Genomic DNA, 21,648 nt, shown 5'->3' on the forward strand with positions numbered 1-21,648 from the left:
CCAAGGAGAATCGCCTGTGCGCCCTGTCAACCTGTCGGCCCTGTGGCGGATCAACCTCTGGGTCAAGTGCTGCTTCGCACTGGTGACGCTGGCCTGTGCCGGCGTGCTGTTGCACCAGGCGGTGGCTGATGTCGAGCGTGAGTTGCAGTCTGCCGAAGCCGTGGTGGCTTACCTCGGCGACACCGCCGAACGTGACCCGGCAAGCCTGCAACCACGGCTGACCCAAAGCCTGCGCCATGTGCGGGTACACTGGCTGGCGGCGGGGGAAGCACCGCAGCTACCGCCGCAGAGCGGCCTGGATGCCTGGCTGGGCCGCCAGCTGTTGGGTGAGCGGCACAGTAGCAGCAGGCTGCTGGACCTGAATGGCGGGGCCCGGGTGCTGATCGCTGTAGATGCGCGGGATGAGATCGACGAAGTCTGGGATGCCTTGCAGCAACTGCTCGGCTTGTTCGGCCTGGCGTTGCTATTGAGCCTGTTGACCATCCGCTGGGCGGTACGGCGGGGCATGGGTTTGCTGGATGAGCTGCTGCAAGCCTTGCGTCAGGTCTCGGGCGGGCAGTTGACGGCCCGCCTGCGCGAGGCCGGCCTGCCGGAGGCCCGTCAGCTGGCGGAACACTTCAACCGCATGGCCGCCACCCTGGAGCAGACTCAGGCCGACAATACGCAACTGACGCAGGCCCTGCTGGCGGTGCAGGAGCAGGAACGCACCCACCTGGCGCAGACGCTGCACGACGACCTTGGCCAATACCTGGCAGGTATCCGTGCCCAGGTGTGCCTGTTGCGCATGGTGGCCGACCAGCCGACCGTGGTGGAGCAGACGGCGCAAGCCCTGGCACTCAATTGCGAGCGCCTGCAACAGGGGTTTCGTGCGTTGGTGCGCGACCTGTATCCGGTGGCGTTGCAGCACATGCCGCTGGCCGAAGCCTTCGACCTGCTGGTCAACCAGTGGCAGGCCAGCCAGGGCATCGATTGCCGCCTGCGGGTTGGCGAACACCTGCCAACGCTGCCCGGGGCGAGCCGCACGCACCTGTACCGGTTGCTGCAAGAGGCGCTGACCAATGTCGCCCGGCATGCCGGTGCCAGCCAGGTACGGGTACGCCTGCAACGCAGTACCAAGGGTCTGCGCCTGCTGATTCGCGACAATGGCTGCGGAGCCCGTCAGCCGCAACGGCCCGGCGTAGGCTTGCATTCGATGGCCGAACGCGCCCGTAGCCTGGGGGGCGAACTGCGCATTTTCAGCCGCCCCGGGGTTGGCTGGGCACTGGCTCTGAACATTCCCTTGGAGGTGTGATGAATATTGTATTGGTCGATGACCATGCCGTGGTCCGCCAGGGCTATGCCAGCCTGCTGCGGGCGGTGTTGCCCACGATGGAAGTACGAGAGGCTGCCAGTGGCGAAGAGGCCTTGGCCCGGGTTCAGGAGCAAGTGCCTAATCTGGTGATCATGGATTTTGGCCTGCCTGGCATTAGCGGCCTTGAAACCACCCGCCGCCTGCGCCAGCGCCTGCCCCAGTTGCGGGTGCTGTTTTTCAGCATGCATGATGAGCTGCCGCTGGTGCGCCAGGCGCTTGAAGCCGGGGCCTTGGGTTACCTGACCAAAAACTCGGCGCCCGAGGTGTTGATCGAGGCGGTGCAGCGGGTGTTGGCCGGGCATGCCTACATCGAGCAGCCTTTGGCTACCCAGTTGGCTTGCACTTCACCACAAAACGCCAATGACCCGCGTTTGCAGCGCATGACCCAGCGTGAGTTGGAGATTTTCACGATGTTGGCCAAAGGCACTCCGGCGCGGGTGATTGCCGAGCAGTTGTGTATCAGCGCCAAGACCGTGTCCAATCATTTGACCTTGCTCAAGAGCAAGTTGCAGGTCAGCTCGCATGCCGAGCTGGTGCATCTGGGGATTGACCTGGGGGTGGTGCGGGTGGCGGGGTGATTCGACGTGCGGGATGCGGCGCCTGTGAGATCGAGCGCCGCCCGCGCGGCGCTGGATCTCACAGGCGCTGAAGATGCCACGGCGAACCCTTCGCTCATTTATCCCAGGTCTCAGGGCACCCCTTGCACCCCTCCATGTTGGCCTCCTGAAAATTCCCGTAATGCTGCCGCGCCCCGCGCAAATCGGCGCGTTCCAGGTTGCTCTGGCCAAATTTGGCTTCTTGCAGATTAGCGTCCCCCAGGTTGGCCTGTTGCAGGTCCGTCTTGCTCAGCCAGGCCATTTCCAGGTCTGCGGCCTGCAGGTTGGCCTGATGCATCTTTGCCCCTGACAGTCGGGCGAACTGCAAGTAGGCCGCGCCGAGGTCGGCTTTCTTGAACTGCGCGCCTTGGGCGAACATGCCCCAGCCCTGGATGGCGACCAACTTGCTATTGCTCAGGTCAGCCAGGCGCAGGTTGCTTTGCTGCAGGCTGGCGCGGGTCAGGTTGGCGCCTTGCAGGCGGGCCTTTTCCAGATTGGCCAGGTCCAGCCGGGCATGGCGCAGGTCGGCCTCACGCAAGTCGGCGCCGGCCAGGTTCATCTTGCGCAGGTCCTGGTTGGCCAGGTTGGCGCCGCGAAGGTTGGCCCCCGGGCACTGGCTGGCTTCGGCAATCACGCAACCGTTGACGGTCAGGGGGGCATCGTTGCCATCGTCGTCGGCACTAACCGCCATGGCGGGTGACAGTACCAACAGCAAGGCAAATGGCAGGTAGTTCATGGTGAAAGGCTCCTGGCGGAAGATGAGCAAAAGCGGGGAGGGGGTTGGCCCGCTCCCCGCTGGCGATCAACGCTGCGCGGTCTTGTTGTCCCAGCTCGGGATCTTGAACACCCAGAACGAACCACCCTGGGCCACCGGCTTGGTCAGCTCAGCCATATCTCCGCCCCACAACGGCACGGCGCCGCCGTAGCCCACGGTCACGCCGATGTACTGTTCGCCGTCCTGCTCCCAGGTGATGGGCGGCGAAACGATGCCGCTGCCGGTCTGGAACTTCCACAGCTCTTTGCCCGTCTTGGCGTCAAAGGCCTTGAAGAAGCCGTCACCGGTGCCGGTGAACACCAGGTTGCCCTTGGTGGCCAGTACGCCGGCCCATAGCGGCAGGTGCTCCTTGTGTTCCCACACCAGCTTGCCGGTGGTCGGGTCCATCGCCCGCAGGGTGCCGACATGGTCGTCGTACATGCGCTTGATGCGGAAGCCCATGCCCAGGTACGCCGAGCCTTTCTTGTAGTTCACTTCCTCAGTCCAGTACTCCTCCTTCCACTGGTTGCCGGGGATGTAGAACAGGCCGGTGTCCTGGCTGTAGGCCATGGGGTTCCAGTTCTTGCCACCGAGGAACGGCGGTGACACTTCCACCGGTTTTCCCTTGGTTTCACCCGGCAGCGGCTTGGCCGGGCGCTGGCCAGGGTTTTCTACCGGGCGACCGGTTTTCAGGTCGATGTGGCTGGCCCAGGTGATGTTGTCCACGAACGGGAAGGCATTCTGCAGCTTGCCGTTGTTGCGGTCGACCACGTAGAAGAAGCCGTTGCGGTCGGCGTGGGCGGTGGCCTTGACCACCTTGCCGTCCTTGTCCTTGTAGTCGAACAGCACCAGCTCGTTGTTGCCAGAGAAGTCCCAGGCATCGTTCGGCGTGTGCTGGTAGAACCACTTCACCTCGCCGGTGCTCGGGTCGACGCCGACCTGGCCCGAGGTATAGAGGCTGTCGTAGTCGTGGGGGTTGCCATCCTTGGAGGTGCGTGCCCAAGTGTTCCAGGGGCCGGGGTTACCAGCGCCGACGATGATGGTGTTGGTCTCGGCATCGAAGCTTGCACTTTGCCAAGGGGCGCCGCCGCCGTGGCTCCAGGCTTCGACCTTGCCGGTTTCGGTGGTTGGGTCATCTGGCCAGGACGGCGCCTTGACATCGCCGGTCGGGGTACTGTCCTTGCCGTTCAGGCGGCCTATATGGCCTTCGACGAAGGGCCGCATCCACACTTCTTCACCCGTTTCCGGGTCGCGGGCGAACAGCTGGCCAACCACGCCGAACTCATCGCCGGAGCTGCCATGGATCAGCAGCACCTTGCCGCTGGTCTTGTCCTTGATCAGCACCGGGGCGCCGGTCATGGTGTAGCCGGCGCTGTGGTCGCCGAACTTCTTGTTCCACACCACCTTGCCGGTGTGCTTGTCCAGGGCGATGACCCGCGCGTCCAGGGTGCCGAAGTAGATCTTGTCGCCGTAGATCGCCGCCCCGCGGTTGACCACGTCGCAGCACGGGCGAATGTTGTCGGGCAGGCGGTGGTTGTAGGTCCACAGGCGTTTGCCGGTCTTGGCATCCAGGGCGAATACCCGCGAGTAAGAGCCGGTGACGTAGACCACGCCGTCACTGACGATGGCCTGGGATTCCTGGCCGCGCTGCTTCTCGTCACCGAAGGAATAGGACCAGGCCGGGGTGAGCTTGAATACGTTCTTGTCGTTGACCTGGGCCAACGGGCTCCAGCGTTGGGCGTTGGTGCCCATGCCGTATTGCAGCACGTCCTTGGTGGTCAGGTGGTCGTTGGCGATGTCTTCCCAGGTCACGTTCTTGCCGGCAGGCGCTGCCGGGGCGGTGGCCGCGAGGGCCGCGTTGCTCAGGGCCAGGCTACCGGCCAGCAGCAGAGCCCGTACGCTGAGGGCCAGAGGGGAAAGGGCGGGTAGCGATCTTATTGTCATGGTTGCAGTTCCCTGTGGAGTTTTGGCCTGCACAGGGTGCGGCGAGGCAGCCGTGGCCGGATACGGAAAATATCCCGCCCTTGCCGGGAATAGTTCCCGAGCGGCACCTCAATTAGCCCTTCACCACAAGCCCTACTACCAAGGGAGTAAGGCCCGGCCACCAAAGCAGCATTCGGCCGCCTGCGGGCTGTTTTTAAGATGGCGGCACGGCCTCTGTGGTTGAGGCTTTGCGTGCAATGGTGAGGGCATAACAATGACAACAAAACGCAATGTGTTGCTGGCTACGGGGCTGCTGGCTGCGGCTGTGCTGAGCGGTACGGCCTGGGCTCATGGCAACGTGGTGCCCCAGGCGGTAGAGACCAAGGGCCTGACCCCGATCAAGGACGCTGGCGTAAGCCTGGATGGCGACGGCTGGGCGGCGGTCAACCCGTACCGTACTTCGCCGGAGCACGACAAGGCCGTGGAAATCGGTGCCTCTGCCTACAACCAGAACTGCGCCGCCTGCCATGGCCTTGAAGCCAAATCCGGGGGGATTGCGCCCGACCTGCGCATGCTCGATGCGGGTGAGGCGGGCGATGAGTGGTTCGTCGAGCGGGTACGCCATGGCGCGGTTCGCGACGGCCGCGTGTATATGCCGAAAATGGCCGACTACCTGAGCCAGGAAGCCTTGTGGGCGGTACGTACCTATCTGGACAGTGTGCACGTCGAGGAGTGACGGCTATGCGTCTGTGGGCGGTGCTGTTGAGTGGCCTACTGCTGTGTTGCGCAGCGGCCCAGGCGCAGGTGCGCAACTATGACGCGATCATCGCTGCCGGCGAGTTGAAGGTGGCGGTGTACAAGGATTTTGCCCCCTACAGTTTCGAGGACCACGGCAAGCCCCGCGGTGTCGATGTGGAGCTGGCGCAGGCTCTGGCCACGGCCATGGGGGTGCGCCTGCATCTTATCTGGGCGCCGCCCGGGGAAAAGCTCGACGATGACCTGCGCGACTATATCTGGCGCGGCAGCCCGCTGCGCCACCAGCAGTTGGCCGACCTGATGATGCGGGTGCCTTATGACCACGACTATGCGCAGAAACGCAACGAGGTGGGCGAGCTGGAAAACGGCCAGGTGGTGATGTTCGGCCCGTATCAGGCAGAGCGCTGGCAAGTCGCGTACGACCGCCGTCGACTGGCCTCGGTGGCCAGTGTGGCAGTGTTCCAGCAGCACCCCATCGGGGTCGAAGTGGACAGCGTGCCGTCGTTCTACCTGACGTCGGTATTCAACGGCATGCTCAGTGCCAAAACCCATCATTACCCCGGTGTGCAACAGGCGTTCGCCGCGATGCAGGCCGGGCAGGTGGACGCGGTGATGGCCATGCGCGGCGAGGTTGACTGGCAACTGCACCAGGCTGCCGACGCGCAACTGGCCCTGGCGGAAAACGCCTACCCCAACCTGGGCAAGCAGGCCTGGGAGATTGGCATGGCGGTGCATGAAAGCAACCGCCAGTTGGCCTATGCCGTGGAAGAAGGCCTCGAAGCGATGATCCGTGATGGCCGGCTCAAGGCCATATATGCCGCTTACGGCCTGCGTTACGAGGTCCCGGAGATGTATCAATAGGAGCAGGCCATGAACTGGCGAGCGACTTTTTTGCTGGCCTGTTGGATGCCTTGTGCAGCCCTGGCGGCCACGCAAGGTACCCAGACAGACCCGGTACCCTCGGTAATGTGGGACTTCTACCACAAGCAGCTACTGGGCCAGGCCGCATTCGTCTTCGACGACCGGGTCAAGCTGCTGGCGCCGCCGTTTGCCGAGGACGCGCGCCAGGTGCCGCTGGAGATCGATGCCCGGGCGTTTTCTGGCGATGTGGTACGTATCATCGCCTGGGCGGAGCTGAACCCCTTGCCGCGTATTGTCGATTTCCAGCCCGGCGAGCGCGTGCTGCCCTGGTTGTCGATCCGCATCCGCATCGAACAGGCCACACCACTGCGCGCTGCGGTGCAGACGCGCGACGGCCTGTGGCATGTCGGCTCGACCCTGATCGATGCGGCGGGTGGTGGCTGCACCGCACCCAGTGTGGTGCGCACGCAACCTGGCTGGGAGGAGCACCTCGGCGAAGTGCTGGGCGGGCGCTACCCGCGTGGCGACAGCAGCCGCTTGCGCCTGCAGGTGGCTCACCCGATGGACAATGGCCTGGTTAGCGGCATTCCCGAATTCTTCCTCAACCAGGCTGAGTTGCAAGATGCGAACGGCCAGCGCCTGGCCCACCTCGAGCTGTACCCGGCCGTTAGCGAAAACCCCAACCTCGGGTTCGACATCCAGGGCCCCGGGCCGACCCGGCTGGTGCTGCAGGACAACAGTGGCAACCAGTTCGAGGCGGCGGTGCCCTGACCCTGTTGCCCGACTTCACCTGTGAACAGAGGCGCCTGTATGCGTTGGATACCCTTGTTGCTGCTGTGCCTGGGCCTGCCGACCTGGGCTGACCTTGACTATCGGCTTTCACCTCGGCAAATAGCCGCAGATACCTGGCTGCTGGAAGGCAGCACCGACAATTTCGCCAGGAGCAACGGCGGCAATATCGTCAATACCGCGTTCATCGTCACCGACAGCGGTGTGGTGGTGATCGACAGCGGCCCCTCGAAACGCTACGGCGAAGCGCTGCGTCAGGCCATCGCCGCCACCACCGACAAGCCGGTGCTGGAGGTGCTGCTGACCCATCATCACCCCGATCATGTGCTGGGCAACCAGGCCTTCACCGATGTGCCTATCGGGGCCTTGGCGGGTACCGGTGATTTGTTGCGCCAGCAGGGCGATGCCATGGCCGAGAACATGTACCGCCTGGTCGGCGACTGGATGCGCGGCACCGAAGTCGTGCTGCCAACCCGTGTACTGGAGGCGGGTATCCACGAGGTCGGCGGGCACCGGTTGCGTTTGCTGGCCCTGGGCGGGCATACCGGTGCCGACCTGGCGATTCTGGATGAAAAGACCGGCGTGCTATTCGCCGGCGACCTGGTGTTCTACGAACGTGCCCTGACCACGCCCAACAGCCCGGGGCTGGAGGTGTGGCTGAAGGACCTGGACACCCTGCAAGCGCTGCCCTGGAAGCAGCTGGTAGCCGGGCATGGTCCGGTTGCCAGCGATGCCCGGCCCTTTGTGCAGATGCGCGACTACCTGGGCTGGCTGGATGGGTTGATGCGTGACGGCGCGGCGCGTGGCGATGACATGGCCGAGATGATTCGCAGCCCGATACCCGAGCGGTTTGCCGGTATCAGCCTGACGCGGTACGAGTTGATTCGTAGCGTCAGCCACCTGTATCCGCGTTATGAGCGTCAACAGCTGCGGCGCGTCGATCGGGACAGCGGGGATTTTTAGGGCTTGCCACGACATTTTTTGCGCGTGTGAGATCGAGCGCCGCCCGCGCGGCGCTCGATGCGCGCGTCCACACAAATCCCAAGCCTATACCAAGGAACTAGAAATCTCCGCACTGCGGGCAATTGTTGGCAACCGGGTCGGGACCAAGAATTCCCGGCACACCGGGAAATTTTCCCGGATACAACAAAAAAACCAAAGGTAGCCGTCATGACCCGATCCCCGCGTCGCCCCTTGTTCGCCGTGAGCCTGGTGTTCAGCGCCATGCTGCTTGCTGGCGTGGCCCACGCCGCTGTCAGCAACGAAGAAATCCTTCAGGACCCGAAGAACCCGCAGCAGATCGTGACCAATGGCCTAGGCGTGCAGGGCCAGCGCTACAGCCCGCTGGACCTGCTGAACGCCAACAACGTCAAGGAACTGCGGCCAGTCTGGGCGTTTTCCTTTGGTGGTGAGAAGCAGCGCGGCCAGCAGGCCCAGCCGCTGATCAAGGACGGGGTGATGTACCTGACCGGCTCCTACTCGCGGGTGTTCGCCGTGGACGCCCGCACTGGCAAGAAACTGTGGCAATACGATGCGCGCCTGCCGGATGACATTCGCCCGTGCTGCGACGTGATCAACCGGGGCGTGGCACTGTACGGCGACCTGGTGTTCTTCGGCACGCTGGACGCCAAGCTGGTGGCCTTGAACAAGGACACCGGCAAGGTGGTGTGGAGCAAGAAGGTGGCCGACCACAAGGAAGGCTATTCCATCAGTGCCGCGCCCATGATCGTCAACGGCAAGTTGATCACTGGCGTGGCCGGTGGCGAGTTTGGCGTTGTGGGCAAGATCCAGGCCTACAACCCGGAGAACGGCGAGCTGCTGTGGATGCGCCCTACCGTGGAAGGGCACATGGGCTACGTGTACAAAGACGGCAAGGCCATCGAAAACGGTATCTCCGGCGGCGAGGCGGGCAAGACCTGGCCAGGCGACCTGTGGAAGACCGGCGGCGCTGCGCCCTGGCTGGGCGGTTACTACGACCCGGAAACCAACCTCATCCTGTTCGGCACCGGCAACCCGGCGCCATGGAACTCGCACCTACGCCCTGGCGACAACCTGTATTCCTCGTCGCGCCTGGCGCTGAACCCGGACGACGGCACCATCAAGTGGCACTTCCAGAGCACGCCGCATGACGGCTGGGACTTCGACGGCGTCAACGAGCTGATCTCGTTCAACTACAAGGACGGCGGCAAAGAGATCAAGGCCGCCGCCACCGCCGACCGCAACGGCTTCTTCTACGTGCTGGACCGCACCAACGGCAAATTCATCCGTGGCTTCCCCTTCGTCGACAAGATCACCTGGGCCACCGGCCTGGACAAGGACGGGCGTCCTATCTACAACGAAGCCAGCCGCCCAGGCGCACCGGGTAGCGAGGCCAAGGGCAGCTCGGTGTTCGTCGCGCCGGCCTTCCTCGGTGCCAAGAACTGGATGCCGATGGCCTACAACAAGGACACCGGGTTGTTCTACGTGCCGTCCAACGAGTGGGGCATGGACATCTGGAACGAAGGCATTGCCTACAAGAAGGGCGCGGCGTTCCTCGGTGCTGGCTTCACCATCAAGCCGCTCAATGAAGACTACATCGGCGTGCTGCGTGCCATCGACCCGATCAGCGGCAAGGAGGTGTGGCGCCACAAGAACTACGCGCCGCTGTGGGGCGGGGTGCTGACCACCAAGGGCAACCTGGTGTTTACCGGTACGCCAGAAGGCTTCCTGCAGGCCTTCAACGCCAAGACCGGTGACAAGGTCTGGGAATTCCAGACCGGCTCCGGCGTGCTCGGCTCGCCCGTGACCTGGGAAATGGACGGCGAGCAATATGTGTCAGTGGTTTCCGGGTGGGGCGGCGCCGTACCGCTGTGGGGCGGCGAAGTGGCCAAGCGGGTCAAGGACTTCAACCAGGGCGGCATGCTCTGGACCTTCAAGCTGCCCAAGCAGTTGCAGCAAACCGCCAGCGCCAAGCCGTAACGCTGCGGCCCTGCCGCCTACTACCAAATGAGGAGAGCCCCGCTGCCAACGATGCATTCGCCTGGCACGCGGGGCTTTTTACCATCGCTGCATCGCCTGTCGCTGGACAGGCATCGACCCACAGAGGCTCAGCATGATCTACGCACAACCCGGAACTCCAGGCGCCGTCGTGTCCTTCAAGCCACGCTATGGCAACTTCATCAATGGCGCGTTCGTGCCGCCATTGGCTGGCCAGTACTTCACCAACAGCTCGCCGGTCAATGGCCAGCCGATCGCCGAATTCCCGCGTTCCACCGCCCAGGACATCGATCGGGCGCTGGACGCTGCGCATGCCGCCGCCGAAGCCTGGGGCAAGACCTCGGTGCAGGACCGCGCTCTGGTGCTGCTGAAGATTGCCGACCGTATCGAGCAGAACCTGGAGGTGCTGGCCGTTACCGAAAGCTGGGACAACGGCAAGGCCGTGCGCGAAACGCTCAATGCCGACGTGCCGCTGGCGGCCGACCACTTCCGCTATTTCGCCGGCTGCATTCGTGCCCAGGAAGGCGGCGCAGCCGAGATCAACGAAGGCACCGTGGCCTATCACTTTCACGAGCCGCTGGGTGTGGTCGGGCAGATCATCCCGTGGAACTTCCCGCTGCTGATGGCGGCCTGGAAGCTCGCCCCGGCCCTGGCTGCCGGCAACTGTGTAGTGCTGAAGCCGGCTGAACAGACGCCGCTTTCGATCACCATTTTTGCCGAGCTGATTGCCGACCTGCTGCCCGCCGGCGTGCTGAACATCGTCCAGGGCTTTGGCCGTGAGGCTGGCGAGGCGTTGGCCACCAGCAAGCGCATTGCCAAGATTGCCTTCACCGGCTCTACCCCGGTGGGCTCGCACATCATGAAATGCGCCGCCGAGAACATCATCCCGTCTACTGTCGAACTGGGCGGCAAGTCGCCGAACATCTTCTTCGAAGACATCATGCAGGCGGAGCCCGCGTTCATCGAAAAGGCCGCCGAAGGCCTGGTACTGGCGTTCTTCAACCAGGGCGAAGTGTGCACCTGCCCGTCGCGGGCGCTGATCCAGGAGTCGATCTACGAGCCGTTCATGGCCGAGGTGATGAAGAAAATTGCCAAGATCACCCGGGGCAACCCGCTGGACACCGAGACCATGGTGGGCGCCCAGGCCTCGGAACAGCAATACGACAAGATCCTCTCTTATCTGGATATCGCCCGGGAAGAGGGTGCCCAGTTGCTCACCGGTGGTGCTGCCGAGCGGCTGCAAGGCGACCTGGCCACGGGTTACTACATCCAGCCGACCCTGCTCAGGGGCACCAATGCGATGCGCGTGTTCCAGGAGGAAATCTTCGGGCCGGTGGTGGGCGTGACCACCTTCAAGGACGAAGCCGAAGCGCTGGCGATTGCCAACGACACTGAGTTTGGCCTGGGTGCCGGCCTGTGGACCCGCGATATCAACCGTGCTTATCGCATGGGCCGTGGGATCAAGGCTGGCCGCGTGTGGACCAACTGCTATCACCTGTACCCGGCGCATGCGGCGTTTGGCGGGTACAAGAAGTCGGGGGTGGGGCGTGAGACCCACAAGATGATGCTTGACCACTATCAGCAGACCAAGAACTTGCTGGTGAGCTACGACATCAATCCGTTGGGCTTCTTCTAAACCGCATCGCGTTCTTCACGGGTAAACCCGCTCCCACAGGGATTGCACAATTTTCAAGACTTGTGCGGTACCTGGGGGAGCGGGTTTACCCGCGAATAGGCCGGCACAGGTATCTTCTCCCTCCTACCAACGCACCCTGCAACTTCCTTCCAAAGTAGCATTCGGCTCAGTCCGTCCCCGTGCATTAATGCCTCTACCGGAATCCCCCGGCATAAGAAGAGGATTGCCCATGTGGAATAAACCCGCCTTTACCGACCTGCGCATCGGCTTTGAAGTGACGATGTATTTCGCCAATCGCTGATGTGCCGCCCGGCCATCGCCACGGTGGCCGGTTCCCCCTGATTACCTGTGGTGGAGCCAGTGCCACGCTTTGGTCTGGTTGCTTTCGCTGCGGGATGCTTTACGCTGGCAGTTACCTTCCAGAACAATAAGAACAGGCTTCACGATGAGCCAGAGTTTCAGCCCGCTTCGCAAGTTTGTATCGCCTGAAATCATCTTCGGTGCCGGTTGCCGGCATAACGTTGCCAATTACGCCAAAACCTTCGGCGCCCGCAAGGTGCTGGTGGTCAGCGACCCCGGCGTGATTGCCGCCGGCTGGGTGGCGGATGTGGAAGCCAGCCTGCAGGCGCAGGGCATCGACTACTGCCTGTACACGGCTGTATCGCCCAACCCACGGGTGGAAGAGGTGATGCTCGGCGCCGAGATCTACCGGCAAAACCACTGCGACGTGATCGTCGCCGTGGGTGGCGGCAGCCCGATGGATTGCGGCAAGGCCATCGGCATCGTGGTTGCCCATGGGCGCAGCATCCTCGAATTCGAAGGCGTGGACATGATCCGCGTGCCAAGCCCGCCGCTGATCCTGATCCCCACCACCGCCGGCACCTCGGCGGACGTGTCGCAGTTCGTGATCATTTCCAACCAGCAGGAACGCATGAAGTTCTCCATCGTCAGCAAGGCGGTGGTGCCGGATGTGTCGCTGATCGACCCGCAAACCACCCTGAGCATGGACCCGTTCCTGTCGGCCTGTACCGGTATCGATGCGCTGGTGCATGCCATCGAGGCCTTCGTGTCCACCGGCCATGGCCCGCTGACCGACCCCCACGCGCTGGAAGCCATGCGCCTGATCAATGGCAACCTGGTGGAGATGATCGCCAACCCCACCGATATCGCCCTGCGCGAGAAGATCATGCTGGGCAGCATGCAGGCGGGGCTTGCGTTCTCCAACGCGATCCTGGGTGCAGTGCACGCGATGTCGCACAGCCTTGGCGGGTTTCTGGACCTGCCCCATGGCTTGTGCAACGCGGTGCTGGTGGAGCACGTGGTGGCGTTCAACTACAGCTCGGCGCCGGAGCGCTTCAAGGTGATTGCCGAGGTGTTCGGCATTGATTGCCGTGGCCTCAACCACCGGCAGATTTGCGGGCGCCTGGTGGAACACCTGATCGCCCTGAAGCACGCCATCGGCTTCCATGAAACCCTGGGCCTGCACGGCGTGCGCACGTCCGATATTCCGTTCCTGTCGCAGCATGCGATGGATGATCCGTGCATTCTCACCAACCCCCGTGCGTCGAGCCAGCGTGATGTCGAGGTGGTCTATGGCGAGGCCCTCTGACGAGCAGCAGCGGGCGTTGGCCGGGTTGCTGGGTCTCGGCGACCACTCCGCGCGCAAAAGCCACTATCCGGAGCTTTCTGCCCGCCTGGACGAACTGGAGGCCGAACGCAACCGCTATAAATGGCTGTTCGAAAACGCCGTGCACGGCATTTTCCAGGCCAGCCTGCAAGACGGCATGCGTGCCGCCAACCCGGCGTTGGCGCGCATGCTTGGCTACGACGATCCGCAAGCGGTGCTGTTTTCCCTGACTGACCTGGCCACTCACCTGTTTGACGGCGGCGCCGAAGAACTGCAGGCGATTACCGCGATCCTCGCCCGTGACCGCAGCCTGCACGGCTACGAAACCCGTCTGCGCCGCAAGGATGGCAGCCATCTGGATGTGCTGATGAACCTGCTGCTAAAGCCCGGGCAGGAAGGGCTGGTGGAAGGTTTTGTCGCCGACATCACCGAACGCAAGCAGGCCCAGCAGCGTTTGCAACAGCTCAACGACGAACTGGAGCAACGGGTTGCTGCGCGTACCGATGAATTGCTGGAGGCCCGGGATGCCGCGCAAGCCGCCAATCGCAGCAAGGACAAATACCTCGCCGCCGCCAGCCATGACTTGCTGCAACCGCTGAACGCCGCCCGCCTGCTGATCTCCACCTTGCGCGAGCGGCCATTGCCAGAGGCGGAGCATGTGCTGGTGGAGCGTACGCACCAGGCCCTGGAAGGTGCCGAAGACCTGCTGACCGACCTGCTGGATATTTCCCGGCTCGACCAGGCAGCGGTCAAACCCGACGTGGCCGTGTACCGTCTCGACGAAGTTTTCGCGCCGCTGGTCTCGGAGTTCTGCACAGTGGCTGACGCGGCAGGCCTGAAGCTGCACGCGCGCATCGCTGACCATGCCATTAGCACCGACCTGCGGTTGCTGACGCGCATTTTGCGCAACTTCCTCAGCAACGCCTGCCGCTACACCGACGAAGGCCGGATTCTGCTTGGGGCCAGGCGCCGTGGCGAGCATCTGCGGCTTGAGGTGTGGGACACCGGCCGGGGCATTGCGGCGGATCGGCTGGATGCCATTTTCCTCGAATTCAACCAATTGGACGTCGGCCGCGCTGCGGATCGCAAAGGGGTGGGGCTGGGGCTGGCTATCGTTGAACGGATTGCCAAGATTCTGGGTTACCGGATCGAGGTGCGTTCATGGCCGGGGCGCGGCTCGATGTTCAGTATCGAGGTACCGATTGGCAAAGAAGTGCCACTGGCCGTTCACCAGGCTGTGCCGCTGCCAAGTGCCGGAAACCCGCTGCCGGGCCGTCGCTTGCTGGTGCTGGACAACGAAGTGAGCATCCTCGAGAGCATGGGCGCGTTGCTGGGGCAGTGGGGCTGTGAAGTGGTCACTGCAACCGATCAGGAGGCAGCTTTGCTGGCGTTGAAGGGGCGGGCTCCGGAATTGATCCTGGCCGATTACCACCTCGACCATGGTGTGGTGGGCTGCGAGGTGGTCAAGCACTTGCGTGAGCATTTTGCGGTTGCGATACCGGCGGTGATCATTACCGCAGACCGCAGCGACCAGTGCCGTCGGGGCTTGCAGAAATTGGGTGCACCGCTGCTGAACAAACCGGTCAAGCCCGGGAAGCTGCGGGCGGTTTTGAGCCAGTTGTTGGCGTAATTCATCATCGCCCGTTAACGACGCGCAGCGAACTAGAGCAATCAGGGCTCGCCATGAAGTTTGGATCCAGTTGTGAGTAAAAACTTCCTCTTCGGTCAACATTGTAGAATGTTAGTCTACTAACTAACGTGACTTTAAATACCGCTGGTCGGTAGTTGTGTTCAGGCAGTGAACGTTTTTGCTGTTGACGGCTCCTATTTGCCAGCAGGTGTATTTCTCATGAACTGCACCTCGCGCCCCTCTCAGGAAGTCATACACCAACCTCATGCGCATCACGGGATGCACATGGGGATTTTTATTACCTCTGATCATGGAGTAACGCCTATGCCCGACCGAGGCTTAACGGTTGAGCTGCTGTGTATCTAAGTATCAATCCGCTGTTTCAATTAACGATATGAATTGGGTCTTGCCGTTGCGGCCACGCTGTTCGCACGCCTGTAGCAAGGCCATCTAGCGCTAATGCATTACGTGGAGAAGACGTCGTGGAGATTAATACAATTATTAGCCTGTTCGGGCAGAAAGAATCCATGGAGCTGGTGCGGTTGTCGGTTATTTATGTTCACTTGCTGGCCTGCTGTATCGCCATCGGGCTGGTGTTTGCCAGTGATGCCGAGATGGTCAGGGACTTGCTCAAAGGTCATAAACAGGCCGGGCATGACGGTCAACATATGGCGCGTTTGCAAACGTCTGTGGCCAATGCCTTGATATTCTTGTGGCTCACAGGCGCTGCTGTTATTGGTATTGATTATCTTGAGAAGGGCATGAGCTATTTTGCCAATCCCAAACTTCATGCCAAGATTATTATTGTCCTGTTGTTGACGTTCAATGGCATGTTGTTGCATCGCTATGTATTGCCGGCCTTGCTCAAGGCAGGTTCTTTGCTCGACCTGAATATCGGCGTGCGCATGTTCGCGTTGTTTTCCGGCGCACTGTCGGGCGTCTCCTGGTTGTATGCGGCGATGTTGGGTGTCGGTCGGCCGCTGGCGTGGAAATATTCGCTGACCGAGTTGCTGTTGGCCTACCCGGTCATGATCCTGCTGGGCTTTGCCTTGATGGCCGCCCTCACCCAGTGGGCGCGAAAACGCAGCCAGGCCAAAGAGACGCAAGCGCCTGTGTGGCCGCTGGCGGGTATACCTTGCTGATCGTCTGAGCAACGCCGCGAACCGCAAGCCCGGTTCGCGGCGTTTTGCTACAAGATCGATAGCGGATAACTCACGATTACCCGGTGTTCATCGAACTCATTGCTGCTGAAGTCCCGGCGCAAGGTAGAGCTTCGCCATCTGACTGTCAGGTCTCGCAAACTGCCGCTCTGGACGGTGTAGGCCAGCTCGGTCTCCCGACCCCACTCCTTTCCATCGCGCACACTACCGACTTGCACGTTGTCACCGCTGATGTAACGCGTCATGAACTGCAATCCTGGCAGCCCGTCGACCGCGAAGTTATGGTCGTAGCGCAACTGCCAGGAGCGCTCATGGGCGTTGTCATAGCTGGAGTTGTAGCTGTCGTTGGCCAGGCTGGTGCCGGCAGTGCCGTTGACCCGCATCCAGCCGGTATCGCCGCTGACCCGTTGCAGCCCCACGTAGAAAGTATGGCCGCCGGTACGGGCCGAGAGCAGCAGCGACGTGGTGCGGTTATCCATTTCGCCTGCCAGTGAGCGGCCACTGTCGTTGCCCACGAAGTACCCGAGGTTGGCACCCAGGGTCCAGTTGCCCACGGCCTGGCTGTGGATCAGGTTGTAGTACTGCTGGCGGTAGATGTCTTGCAGGTCCGACTGCCAGATGGCGAGCTGGGTGGCCTTGTCGTTGAACAGGTACTCGGCGCCGAGGATGTCCAGGCGGTCCGCCGTGGCGGCAGGCCGACCAGACATGAACAGGTCTTCCATGCTGGCGTCGTTGCGTGGGCTGTTGCCGCGAAAACGTGCGCCGTAAAGGGTGAGGTTGTCGATCTCGCGTGAGGTGAGCTGGGCGCCCTGGAAGGTCTGCGGCAGCGAGCGGCCGTCGTCCGAGCGCAGCACCGGCAGCATCGGCGACCACTCGCCAACCTTCAACTCGGTGGCCGAAACACGCGCCTTGAGCGCCACGCCCAGGCGGCCGAAGTCATCCGCCGGGTGGCCGTCATCGTGCACCGGCAGCAACTGGGTGCCGGCAGTGCCGCGCCCGCCGTCGAGCTTGACCGAGTACAGCCCCAGTACATCCACACCGAAGCCGACCACGCCCTGGGTAAAGCCCGAACGGGCGTCGAGGATAAAGCTCTGCGTCCATTCTTCGGCCTTGCCTTGCGGATAGGCCGGGTCGACGAAATTGCGGTTGATGTAGAAGTTGCGCAAGGTCAGGCCGACCTTGGCGTCGTCGCTGAAGCCTTCGGCCTGGGCGCTGGCGGCGCCAAGCAACAGGCAAGCGCAAGCCGCCGTCATGCGGCAAGGGGGGCAAAGGATATTCATTGTTGTTGTTCCTTTCTTGCAGGCGAGTGAAGCCACGCAACCGCAGGGGTTGCGTGGCAGAGTGAGGAGGGTCAGTTCAAGCGAACAGGGCGACGATGGCCGGCACGCTGAGCACGGCGGTGTAGTAGCCCATGAATTGCACGCCGATGTTGAAGCCGATGAAGCGGTACAGGAAACCGCCCAGCAGGCCTACCGTGAGGATGACCAGCAGGCCCAGCAGGCCGCCTTCCCACAGGCCGATTACCAGGATCAGGCCGACGAAGGTGGCGATCACCGCCTCGTGGCTGATGCGCCGGGACACGAACGAAGCAGCACGGTGGGCGAAGTTCATCGAGAAGGGGTAGGCGATCAGGATGGCGATCACGACCGCCAGCATGCCGTAGGCAAGAAACTCGCTGGCACTTAGCAGGTTGTGCAGGTTGTTCACCTGGCCGCTGGCACTGTCGACGGTGAAGCGTGGCGGGGCGTTGAACAGCGGAGCGGCCGGCCCGGCAGCTACCGGGCTGAGCGGCAGGCCAAAGGCGATCAGCGGGATCAGCGCCTCGGCAATGTAGGTGGACTCGGTAACACCGTTGCGCACGCTGATGACCGAGGTCAGGCGGTGATAGGCGTGTTTGATGCGTGAACCTACCACTTCACCGAGAATCACCGTCATGGCCACCGGGCTGAACACGAAGGTGGCACTGGACACCGTGGCGGTGGCCAAGGTCCAGCCGGCCTGGCGGCGGTCCAGCACCTTCAGCGGGTTGGGGAACCAGCCGCCCCAGCCCTTGACGTCGGGTGACAGCGCAAAGGTGCGCGGTTCGCTGCGTTTCATCCGCGCCCGCTCTGCCGGGGCGAGCATGGCGAACAGGGCGGCGATCAGTGGGCCGATGGCAATGCCCAAGAAGTAGCTGACGCTGAGCTTGACGCCGTGCTGGCCGGTCAGGGTCTGCAAGGCGATGATCACCAGCACGAAGGGCAGCAGCGCCAGCACCGAGGCCCAGCGGCCAGCCGAGAAATAGGCAATGGTGGTGGCGGCGGCGAGGAACACCCAGGGCGCTGCCCGTTTGATCGCATCACCAAAAGGTGCCAGCAGCACGGCGAACAGCACTGCCAGCGGCACTGCCACCAGGGCAGCGATGACCGCACCGGAGATCATCTTGCGCAGGGCGATATGCGGTACGCCCAGGTTGCGCAGGAAGTTGGCTTCGCGCATCAGGGGTGTGGCCATGGTGTCGCCGGGGATGCCGAGCAACGCCGTGGGGACGGCGTGGGTCATGTGCTTGGCCACCGCACCGGCGAGGAAGAAGGTGAACACCCCGGCAGCGGGCACGCCCAACAGCACGACCAGCAAGGTCAGGGGGGCGAGGGTGGTGGTTTCGTCGCTGCCGGAGATCAGGCCGATGGCGGCAAACACCACGGCGCCAATCACGCCCATCAGCACGGCTATCAGAACCTGGTCGAACAGGGCGTCCATCAGGCGGTACCTCGCTTCAGGGTTGCGGTGCTTGTGCAGGCCACGGCTGCGCTTGCGGGTTCGGCTTCATCGAACAGGCGCTCCAGGCCCAGCTCACGCAACTCGTTGCGCACCTCCTGCGGCAGGTCACCGAGCTGGCCGATGCCGCCGTATTCGCTGCGCAGCTCTTCGATTACTTGCTGGCGCCAGGCCGGGTCGGCTACATGCTCGACCACATGGCGCTTGGGCTTGAACAGGCAGGCGCTGACCCCGCCACCCAGCAGCGAGCCGAGAATGCCCAGCAGCATGGCGTAGGCCCGAGCCATCTGGCTGGACTCGACCCAGCCGGTCAACAGGTGCTCGGCCAGGAAAAAGGTACCCAGGCTGCAAGCGGCGCCGATGGCGATGGCGGCGAGCAGGTGGCGACTGTCCACGGTGTCGCCCCACACTTCATAGAGGTTGTCGTCAGCCATGGTCCACCTCCGGGGGGAGGGGGTGCAGGCGGCATTCAAAGGTCATTGGCATTCTCCTGCCCTTGCGGGCTTGTTGTTTTTGTTCGGGAGCCAGAGGCGCTATCAGTGTTCGCGGGCGCTCCTTGCTGCCAGGGCAAGGCCGGCACGGGAGCGGTTGGCGGTGCCCAGCTGCGCGCTGATGCGCACACCAACCTGTGCCACCGCCTCCAGGTCGACACCGGTGCTGTAGCCCAGGCCGTGCAGCAGGTACAACAGATCTTCCGTGGCCACGTTACCGCTGGCACCCGGCGAGTAGGGGCAGCCGCCGAGGCCCGCGACCGAGCTGTCGAAGGTGCGTACACCCTGCGCGAGTGCGGCATGCACATTGGCGATGGCCATGCCCCAGGTATCGTGGAAGTGGCCGGCCAGTGCCGCGACCGGCAGTTGCCGTGCGCAGAGCTCGAACAATTGAGCCGTTTCATCCGGGCGGCCGGCGCCAATGGTGTCACCCAGGCTGATTTCGTAGCAGCCCAGTTCGTACAGGCGGCGTGCGACCTTGGCCACAGCCTCCGGCGCAACGGCCCCACTGAACGGGCAACCGAGCACGCAGGATACATAACCGCGCACCCGGATAGAGGCTTCGTTGGCGGCGCGCAACACCGGGGTGAAGCGCTCGAAGCTTTCATCGATGGAGCAATTGATGTTGTTGCGCGAAAACGCCTCGGAGGCGGCGGCGAACACCGCTACCTCGCGGCAGCCAGCCCGTTGCGCGGCCTCGAAGCCTTGCCGGTTGGGCACCAGGGCCGTGTAACTGACCCCGTCGTTGCTGGGCAACTGGCGCAACACCTCGTCGCTGCCGGCCATCTGCGGCACCCAGCGCGGCGACACGAAGGCGCCGGCTTCGATATGCCGCAGGCCGGTGCCAGCCAGTTCGCCGATCAAGCCCACACGGGCGGCCACCGACAGCGGCTGGCGTTCGTTCTGCAGGCCGTCACGGGGGCCGACTTCAAAGACCTTTACCGCTTGCATCGGGACCACGCTCATTGGCCGCGCTTTTGTTTCAGCAGTGCTACGGCGCGGTCGGCGCGCACGTCGTGGTATTCCACCAACTGCCGGGCAACCCAGTCCACCTCATCGCCTCGGGCGCCCGCCACCACGGCAATATTGCGCGCATGCAGGGCCATGTGGCCGCGCTGGATGCCTTCGGTGGCCAGGGCGCGCATGGCCCCGAGGTTTTGCGCCAGGCCTACGGCCACGGCAATCTCAGCGAGCGCCTGGGCTGTTTTCACGCCGAGGATGCGCAGCGACAGTTGCGCCAGCGGATGGGTTTTGGTGGCGCCGCCGACCAGGCCTACGGGCATCGGCATTTCCAGGGTGCCGACCAAATGGCCGTTGTTGTCCTTTTCCCAGGTGGTCAGCGAGCCGTAGTGACCACTGCGGCAGGCATACGCATGGGCGCCGGCTTCCACTGCACGCCAGTCGTTGCCAGTGGCGACGATCAGTGGGTCGATGCCATTCATGATGCCCTTGTTGTGGGTGGCCGCGCGGTAAGGGTCGACCGCAGCGAAGGCGTAGGCGTCGAGGATGCCTTCGATCACTGCCTCGCCACTGAATTCGGCCGTTTCCAGTTGCTGCGGAGTAATCCGCACCTGGGCCCTGGCCAGGCGCAGGTCGGCCAGGTTGGACAGAATGCGCAGGCGTACCTGGCCCCCGGTGATGGCTTCCATCAGCGGCGCAACGGCCTCGGCCATGGTATTGACGGTGTTGGCGCCCATGGCATCGCGTACATCGACGATCAGGTGCGCCACCAGCATCGGGCCACGCGGGGTATCGGCGAAGGTGTGCACTTCGATGTCGCGGCAGCCGCCGCCGAGGCTGTTGAGCAACTGGTCCTTGCGGTTGGCCAGTTCAATGATTTCGTCTTTGCGGCGCAGCAGGCTCAGGCGTGCATTGAGCGGGTCCTGTATGCCGACGATCTGTACCTGGGCATGCATCAGCGGGGCGCTGCTGGAGGTGGTGAAGCCGCCGTTGGCACGGGCCAGCTTGGCCATGTACGAAGCAGCGGCGACGATCGAGGGCTCTTCCACCACCAGCGGCACCAGCACATCACGGCCATTGATCTGGAAGTTGCTGGCCACGGCATAGGGCAGCTCGAAGGTGCCGATGACGTTTTCGATCATGCCGTTGGCGATGTCCATCGGCAGGGCACCGGCGTTGGCCAGCAGGCTGACATCGTCGTGGCTCAGGCCGAGCAACTGGCCGATGTGGTCCAGGCGCGCGGCAGGGGACAGGTTACGGAAAGCGGGCAGGCGGGAATCGAGGCTCATGAGGGTACCGTTGGCGTCATTGTTGTTGGGCGGCGGCTTGAGCGCGTCGCCGGCGTGGTGCTAAATGTGCAGCCACTGTGCCCTTGATTGAA

19 protein-coding genes are annotated in these 21,648 nt (G+C 63.2%); 12 read left to right on the forward strand and 7 right to left on the reverse strand.

Annotated elements, in window-relative coordinates; genetic code table 11:
* Positions 1 to 16: 16 nt before the first annotated feature.
* Together PM2_RS03955 and PM2_RS03960 are read left to right on the forward strand one after the other, a co-directional pair.
* Positions 17 to 1,291, forward strand: a complete 1,275-nt coding sequence (locus tag PM2_RS03955) for a HAMP domain-containing sensor histidine kinase (protein ID WP_028698706.1) — start codon at positions 17 to 19, stop codon at positions 1,289 to 1,291.
* Positions 1,291 to 1,929, forward strand: a complete 639-nt coding sequence (locus tag PM2_RS03960) for a response regulator transcription factor (RefSeq protein WP_016714304.1) — start codon at positions 1,291 to 1,293, stop codon at positions 1,927 to 1,929. Before PM2_RS03955 ends, PM2_RS03960 begins: the two co-directional genes overlap by 1 nt.
* A gap of 94 nt (positions 1,930 to 2,023) precedes the next feature.
* Here the strand turns inward: PM2_RS03960 and PM2_RS03965 are convergent, their stop codons facing one another.
* Together PM2_RS03965 and exaA are read right to left on the reverse strand one after the other, a co-directional pair.
* Positions 2,024 to 2,683 carry a pentapeptide repeat-containing protein gene (locus PM2_RS03965; RefSeq protein WP_028698707.1) on the reverse strand — a complete coding sequence of 220 codons (660 nt, stop codon included), beginning with the start codon at positions 2,681 to 2,683 and terminating at the stop codon, positions 2,024 to 2,026.
* 66 nt (positions 2,684 to 2,749) lie between these two features.
* A complete protein-coding gene (exaA, locus tag PM2_RS03970; protein ID WP_016714302.1) occupies positions 2,750 to 4,645 on the reverse strand; it encodes a quinoprotein ethanol dehydrogenase in 1,896 nt (631 codons plus the stop codon).
* Between the two features lie 253 nt (positions 4,646 to 4,898).
* Here exaA and pedF point away from each other — a divergent pair, with 253 nt between their 5' ends.
* From pedF to PM2_RS04015, 10 genes are all read left to right on the forward strand, one after another.
* A complete protein-coding gene (gene pedF / locus PM2_RS03975) occupies positions 4,899 to 5,360 on the forward strand; it encodes a cytochrome c-550 PedF (protein WP_016714301.1) in 462 nt (153 codons plus the stop codon).
* A 5-nt stretch (positions 5,361 to 5,365) separates the two neighbouring features.
* Complete coding sequence (locus tag PM2_RS03980; protein WP_016714300.1) at positions 5,366 to 6,241, forward strand: substrate-binding periplasmic protein; 876 nt, start codon at positions 5,366 to 5,368, stop codon at positions 6,239 to 6,241.
* A gap of 9 nt (positions 6,242 to 6,250) precedes the next feature.
* Complete coding sequence (locus PM2_RS03985) at positions 6,251 to 7,012, forward strand: quinoprotein dehydrogenase-associated SoxYZ-like carrier (RefSeq protein ID WP_016714299.1); 762 nt, start codon at positions 6,251 to 6,253, stop codon at positions 7,010 to 7,012.
* A 39-nt stretch (positions 7,013 to 7,051) separates the two neighbouring features.
* A complete protein-coding gene (locus tag PM2_RS03990; protein WP_016714298.1) occupies positions 7,052 to 7,993 on the forward strand; it encodes a quinoprotein relay system zinc metallohydrolase 1 in 942 nt (313 codons plus the stop codon).
* Positions 7,994 to 8,200: 207 nt separating this feature from the next.
* A complete protein-coding gene (gene pedH / locus PM2_RS03995) occupies positions 8,201 to 9,988 on the forward strand; it encodes a PQQ-dependent alcohol dehydrogenase PedH (RefSeq protein ID WP_016714297.1) in 1,788 nt (595 codons plus the stop codon).
* A 133-nt stretch (positions 9,989 to 10,121) separates the two neighbouring features.
* The gene (gene exaC / locus PM2_RS04000) at positions 10,122 to 11,642 is read left to right on the forward strand and encodes an acetaldehyde dehydrogenase ExaC (protein ID WP_016714296.1); all 1,521 of its coding nucleotides are present in this window, start codon (positions 10,122 to 10,124) and stop codon (positions 11,640 to 11,642) included.
* Positions 11,643 to 11,871: 229 nt separating this feature from the next.
* Complete coding sequence (gene pqqA / locus PM2_RS29720; protein WP_010455123.1) at positions 11,872 to 11,943, forward strand: pyrroloquinoline quinone precursor peptide PqqA; 72 nt, start codon at positions 11,872 to 11,874, stop codon at positions 11,941 to 11,943.
* Positions 11,944 to 12,087: 144 nt separating this feature from the next.
* Entirely contained in the window at positions 12,088 to 13,251 is a 1,164-nt protein-coding gene (gene ercA, locus PM2_RS04005) for an alcohol dehydrogenase-like regulatory protein ErcA (RefSeq protein ID WP_014591380.1), read from the forward strand.
* Positions 13,235 to 14,899 carry a PAS domain-containing hybrid sensor histidine kinase/response regulator gene (locus PM2_RS04010; RefSeq protein WP_028698708.1) on the forward strand — a complete coding sequence of 555 codons (1,665 nt, stop codon included), beginning with the start codon at positions 13,235 to 13,237 and terminating at the stop codon, positions 14,897 to 14,899. The genes ercA and PM2_RS04010 overlap by 17 nt, the downstream gene beginning before the upstream one ends.
* Positions 14,900 to 15,426: 527 nt before the next feature.
* Positions 15,427 to 16,041 (forward strand): hypothetical protein, encoded by a 615-nt coding sequence (locus tag PM2_RS04015; protein WP_033740182.1) that lies wholly within the window; start codon positions 15,427 to 15,429, stop codon positions 16,039 to 16,041.
* A gap of 47 nt (positions 16,042 to 16,088) precedes the next feature.
* Here PM2_RS04015 and PM2_RS04020 read toward each other — a convergent pair whose 3' ends face one another.
* The 5 genes from PM2_RS04020 to PM2_RS04040 form a co-directional block, all read right to left on the reverse strand.
* Positions 16,089 to 17,312 carry an OprD family porin gene (locus PM2_RS04020; protein WP_016714292.1) on the reverse strand — a complete coding sequence of 408 codons (1,224 nt, stop codon included), beginning with the start codon at positions 17,310 to 17,312 and terminating at the stop codon, positions 16,089 to 16,091.
* Between the two features lie 103 nt (positions 17,313 to 17,415).
* Entirely contained in the window at positions 17,416 to 18,798 is a 1,383-nt protein-coding gene (locus PM2_RS04025) for a tripartite tricarboxylate transporter permease (RefSeq protein ID WP_028698710.1), read from the reverse strand.
* Positions 18,798 to 19,250, reverse strand: a complete 453-nt coding sequence (locus PM2_RS04030) for a hypothetical protein (RefSeq protein WP_016714290.1) — start codon at positions 19,248 to 19,250, stop codon at positions 18,798 to 18,800. Before PM2_RS04030 ends, PM2_RS04025 begins: the two co-directional genes overlap by 1 nt.
* A 102-nt stretch (positions 19,251 to 19,352) precedes the next feature.
* A complete protein-coding gene (locus PM2_RS04035) occupies positions 19,353 to 20,273 on the reverse strand; it encodes a hydroxymethylglutaryl-CoA lyase (protein WP_016714289.1) in 921 nt (306 codons plus the stop codon).
* Complete coding sequence (locus PM2_RS04040) at positions 20,270 to 21,556, reverse strand: hydroxymethylglutaryl-CoA reductase, degradative (RefSeq protein WP_016714288.1); 1,287 nt, start codon at positions 21,554 to 21,556, stop codon at positions 20,270 to 20,272. The genes PM2_RS04035 and PM2_RS04040 overlap by 4 nt, the downstream gene beginning before the upstream one ends.
* Positions 21,557 to 21,648: the final 92 nt, after the last annotated feature.

Origin of the sequence: Pseudomonas monteilii NBRC 103158 = DSM 14164 (assembly GCF_000730605.1) — a bacterium.
In the GTDB taxonomy this organism is placed as follows: domain Bacteria; phylum Pseudomonadota; class Gammaproteobacteria; order Pseudomonadales; family Pseudomonadaceae; genus Aquipseudomonas; species Aquipseudomonas monteilii.